Raw genomic sequence first — 3,161 nt, 5'->3', positions numbered from 1 at the left:
TTGGTGCAGTGTGATTGATCAGGGCAGAGAACTCGGAATTTTCACTTTTCTTGTCGCGGGAGGTGAACCATTCATGCTTCCCGATCTGGTTGATATCTGTGGCAAAAACGGTGACAGAATCTTGGTGATATTTACTAACGGAACTGCCCTGAATAGTGACTTATTCGATAAACTGAAAAAAACGGCTAACACGGCGGTTGTCGTAAGTATTGAAGGAGGAGAAGAACTCACAGATGAAAGAAGGGGAGAAGGGGTTTTCGAAAAGGCGGTTCACTCTCTCGAAGCTCTGAATAAGATTGGAGTTCCCGGTGGTATTTCAGTTACCATAACGAGAAGGAATTTCCGTTTCTGGAGTGATGAAGCAAACCTTGACTTTTTCATATACAGAGGCGCGAAGTTGGCCTTCTTCACGGAATATATTCCAACGGACGGAATTGGAGACAGCGTAGTCTCCAGAAGTCCGATGGGAGATTTGAGCGTAGAGAGCTCATCAGAACAGTTCGCGATTCTAACGAGCGAGGAGCGAAGCCATTTCAGAAAGAGAATACTTGACTACAAAGCAAAGAAACCGATCTTCGTTATCCACTCTCCAGGAGATGAAGAGCTTTTTGGCGGCTGTGTATCTGCCGGAAAGGGTTTTGTTCATGTGAATCCCTATGGAGATCTCACTCCGTGCCCAGTTTCCGACATTGCAACACACAATCTTCTCAATTCTTCACTGAAAGAAGGTCTGATGAGTCCTCTGTTCAAAGAGATTCGCGAAAATGAAGGATGTTGTAAAGTGGTGACGGACCCTGCGCATTGTTTTCTCACCAGAAAGAAGTAGAAGAGCTTCGCAAAAAACTTGGGGCTTACAAAACAGGACTCTAAACCTACAGTTAACCTTTAGAATATCGTGAATGAAATGAGTTTGACACCGGAACCCATCTCTTAGTAGACGCGTTATTTTTCGACGAAAGAATATAATCTATTTGAAAGAGCGGACTGAGTCTTTTTTAGGAGGTGAACTAGTGAAAGCAATTGCCTTCAATGGAAGTCCAAGAATGGAAAGAGGCTACACTTCAAGACTTTTGTCTTCGCTCCTCAAGGGTATCAAAAGCGCGGGATGCGATACTGAACTCTTCTACACGAACAGTTTTTCACCACTACCCTGTAGTTGCGGAAGTATGCACTGCTGGGATATAGAGCCGGGAATCTGCTGCATAAAGGATGATCTGCAACTGATTTATCAGAAGATCAGAGAATCTGAGATTCTTATACTGGCAGCTCCAGTTTACATTCCATTACCGGGAGGAATGCAGAATCTAATAAACAGACTGTGTCCTATGATAGATCCAGTACTCAGCATCGTAGATGGCCGGACTAGAGCCAAGCTTAGAGCCGGCTGGAAGACGCGGAAGATTTTGCTGGTATCGACAGGCGGCTGGTGGGAAAAGGAAAACTTCGACACACTAGTAAGAATCGTACGTGAACTCGCGGAGGATGCGAGCGTAGTGTTTTTCGGCGCTTTAATCAGACCGCATGTTCACCTAATGTTTGACAGGGGAGTTCCAACAGAAGAAGGAAAAGACATACTTCTCAAAGTCGAGGAGGCAGGCTGCGAACTTGTGAGAAAAGAGACAATAGATGATGCTCTCTTGAACTTCATTAGCCGACCGTTGATTTCTCATGAGAGATTCATCGAAACGTGGAACAGCTAGAACGATTCTCCAGAAAAGACATTCATGAACTTACACGGCGCACATTTGCTTATGCGAATTTTGTGTAGGTTTGCTCGAAATCACAGCCTTATGTTCGACTAATTATCTATTCTTTCAAGTTCTATGAGTGAGAAATAATCTCTCATGGGCAAAGAGTTCATAAATATTTCTATCTCCATACTCTTGCAGATTCTTATGCAGCAAAAGATAGCGGTGCGGGAGAACCCTTTGAGTGATTACTCGTTGGAGATTTCTTCCACATCTCGAGGTGGTTCAGGGCTGTTAAAGCGCTTTATTGTTGAAGAATTTATAGCCTTTTCAGTTAATCAAAGGTATGTTGCTGTTGAGTTTTGTCTATAACTTGATTTGCTGCCCAAGATAACGACTCATTACTGCATCGTTCCTCTTTGAGTCTCTATATGCGAATATCTTTCGACAGTCTTGCTCAGTCTATTTCATTTGGGAAACGCCGGTTCTAGACAAGTGACTCATCTTAAGTACTACTAGTGGTTCGTTTGGGATTCAAATGGCGACTTCATCTGCCATCTATGAGTTTCCACTGAAGAAAGCAATCTGTCTTTCTAGATGGCAGCAAATCACTTCCAAATCTTCGAGATCTACTCTGTTTTCATCTTCTCGTTCGGGATGAAAGGCATAGCGCGGGTCCATATGAACGATTACACGATCACGCCGATTCTTTAGTCTTGTTATTCTATTAGCAAGGAGAGCTTCTTCTTTCTCAAAATTATCCAGAACACGATAAAGCTCTCGCCGAAATTGTTTGAGGCAGCCCTGACGAATGTACTCGCGGAAGCTTTTCACTGTAAAACCGCTGTTTCTTACTAGCTTTGAAGCTCTTATGACAGCGCTTTCGAACAGCGAGTCCCTGATCACACTGTTACTTGACGATTTGAATAGCTCTATTTCGGCCCTCAAATGCTTCGTCTCATCCTTGAGAACTGAGATCCTCATTAGATAGCCTTCTTGCTTCTCCGGTTTGATTATAGAAAAGACGTCCATGCCCAATTATAACTTTTTTCAGAAAGTGAATTGAAAGTGAAGAAAATTTCTTTAGGGTGTCCAGGTTATATATCGCATTGGTTCCTGAATAGATCCAGCGACCGAGCGCTCTGTGAGAGTCAATGAAGTAGTTGACGGAGTGCCACCCTTTATTGCCGTGTAGCATTTATAGAACAGGGCCGGCAATGAGTCTATTGATTTGGCAGCGGCATATGCAGTCACTTCCGGCCAATGGGCGTCACTAGTGTAATAAGCCAGTTGCTGCAGGAAGTCCCCCGACCACTCCACATACATGTCGGTAGGATTGTAATCTGAGTATCCACCCGCACTGTCCCAGTCGGAATATGCGCTCTTGGCAGCGGTAGTTGTGGTGATAATAATCTCAACGTTAGCCGGAGTAACTCCGCCGGATTTCAGACCATCAAGCCAGCTTCCTGCATG

4 protein-coding genes are annotated in these 3,161 nt (G+C 44.1%); 2 read left to right on the top strand and 2 right to left on the bottom strand.

What is annotated here, in order from left to right; translation table 11 throughout:
* Both ENN47_05105 and ENN47_05100 read left to right on the top strand, forming a co-directional pair.
* Positions 1 to 826 (top strand): radical SAM protein (locus ENN47_05105; GenBank protein HDP77557.1); only part of this gene is annotated, 826 nt, incomplete at its 5' end.
* Positions 827 to 1,010: 184 nt separating this feature from the next.
* Positions 1,011 to 1,700 (top strand): iron-sulfur flavoprotein, encoded by a 690-nt coding sequence (locus ENN47_05100; GenBank protein HDP77556.1) that lies wholly within the window; start codon positions 1,011 to 1,013, stop codon positions 1,698 to 1,700.
* 546 nt (positions 1,701 to 2,246) lie between these two features.
* Here the strand turns inward: ENN47_05100 and ENN47_05095 are convergent.
* Both ENN47_05095 and ENN47_05090 read right to left on the bottom strand, forming a co-directional pair.
* Positions 2,247 to 2,705, bottom strand: coding sequence for a hypothetical protein (locus ENN47_05095; protein ID HDP77555.1), 459 nt, complete (start codon positions 2,703 to 2,705; stop codon positions 2,247 to 2,249).
* 66 nt (positions 2,706 to 2,771) lie between these two features.
* Positions 2,772 to 3,161, bottom strand: a 390-nt coding sequence (locus ENN47_05090) for a hypothetical protein (GenBank protein HDP77554.1), incomplete at its 5' end; no start/stop codon positions are given.

This window comes from Mesotoga infera, from assembly GCA_011045915.1.
Lineage (GTDB): Bacteria > Thermotogota > Thermotogae > Petrotogales > Kosmotogaceae > Mesotoga > Mesotoga infera_D.
Note: the sequence above shows the minus strand (reverse complement) of the source record. Positions and strands in the feature narration are given on the sequence as shown.